This window comes from Streptomyces sp. NPDC093544, from assembly GCF_040683495.1.
In the GTDB taxonomy this organism is placed as follows: domain Bacteria; phylum Actinomycetota; class Actinomycetes; order Streptomycetales; family Streptomycetaceae; genus Streptomyces.
In genome coordinates, this window is the sequence record NZ_JBFBEA010000076.1 from 1 (window position 1) to 1,850 (window position 1,850).

At 56.2% G+C, this 1,850-nt stretch carries 1 rRNA gene; it reads left to right on the top strand.

The features are described from left to right. Positions 1–1,829, top strand: a 23S ribosomal RNA gene (locus AB0N66_RS42425); the annotation flags it as partial. Positions 1,830–1,850: the final 21 nt, after the last annotated feature.

The following is a 1,850-nucleotide window of genomic DNA, read 5'->3' on the forward strand; positions in this document are numbered from 1 at the left end:
TGGGATGGGTAGGGGAGCGTCGTGTGCCGGGTGAAGCCGCAGCGGAAGCTAGTGGTGGACGGTTCACGAGTGAGAATGCAGGCATGAGTAGCGATACACACGTGAGAAACGTGTGCGCCGATTGACTAAGGGTTCCTGGGTCAAGCTGATCTGCCCAGGGTAAGTCGGGACCTAAGGCGAGGCCGACAGGCGTAGTCGATGGATAACCGGTTGATATTCCGGTACCCGCTGTAAAGCGTCAAACATTGAATCCAGTGATGCTAAGCCCGTGAAGCCGTTCCGGACCCTTCGGGGAAAGGAAAGTGGTGGAGCCGGTGATCCGAGCTGGTAGTAGGTGAGTGATGGGGTGACGCAGGAAGGTAGTCCATCCCGGGCGGTGGTTGTCCCGGGGTAAGGGTGTAGGGCGTTGTCCAGGTAAATCCGGACAGCATATAGCCTGAGACCTGATGCCGAGCCGATTGTGGTGAAGTGGATGATCCTATGCTGTCGAGAAAAGCCTCTAGCGAGTTTTATGGCGGCCCGTACCCTAAACCGACTCAGGTGGTCAGGTAGAGAATACCGAGGCGTTCGGGTGAACTATGGTTAAGGAACTCGGCAAAATGCCCCCGTAACTTCGGGAGAAGGGGGGCCATCACTGGTGATGAGATTTACTCTCTGAGCTGGGGGTGGCCGCAGAGACCAGCGAGAAGCGACTGTTTACTAAAAACACAGGTCCGTGCGAAGCCGTAAGGCGATGTATACGGACTGACGCCTGCCCGGTGCTGGAACGTTAAGGGGACCGGTTAGTCATGATTCGTCATGGCGAGGCTGAGAACTTAAGCGCCAGTAAACGGCGGTGGTAACTATAACCATCCTAAGGTAGCGAAATTCCTTGTCGGGTAAGTTCCGACCTGCACGAATGGCGTAACGACTTCTCGACTGTCTCAACCATAGGCCCGGTGAAATTGCACTACGAGTAAAGATGCTCGTTTCGCGCAGCAGGACGGAAAGACCCCGGGACCTTTACTATAGTTTGATATTGGTGTTCGGTTCGGCTTGTGTAGGATAGCTGGGAGACTTTGAAGTCGTGGCGCCAGCCATGGTGGAGTCGTCGTTGAAATACCAGTCTGGTCGTGCTGGATGTCTAACCTGGGTCCGTGATCCGGATCAGGGACAGTGTCTGATGGGTAGTTTAACTGGGGCGGTTGCCTCCTAAAGAGTAACGGAGGCGCCCAAAGGTTCCCTCAGCCTGGTTGGTAATCAGGTGTTGAGTGTAAGTGCACAAGGGAGCTTGACTGTGAGACCGACGGGTCGAGCAGGGACGAAAGTCGGGACTAGTGATCCGGCGGTGGCTTGTGGAAGCGCCGTCGCTCAACGGATAAAAGGTACCCCGGGGATAACAGGCTGATCTTCCCCAAGAGTCCATATCGACGGGATGGTTTGGCACCTCGATGTCGGCTCGTCGCATCCTGGGGCTGGAGTCGGTCCCAAGGGTTGGGCTGTTCGCCCATTAAAGCGGTACGCGAGCTGGGTTTAGAACGTCGTGAGACAGTTCGGTCCCTATCCGCTGCGCGCGCAGGAATATTGAGAAGGGCTGTCCCTAGTACGAGAGGACCGGGACGGACGAACCTCTGGTGTGCCAGTTGTCCTGCCAAGGGCATGGCTGGTTGGCTACGTTCGGGAGGGATAACCGCTGAAAGCATCTAAGCGGGAAGCCTGCTTCGAGATGAGTATTCCCACCCCCTTTGAGGGGTTAAGGCTCCCAGTAGACGACTGGGTTGATAGGCCAGATGTGGAAGCCCAGTAATGGGCGAAGCTGACTGGTACTAATAGGCCGAGGGCTTGTCCTCAGTTGCTCGCGTCCACTGTGT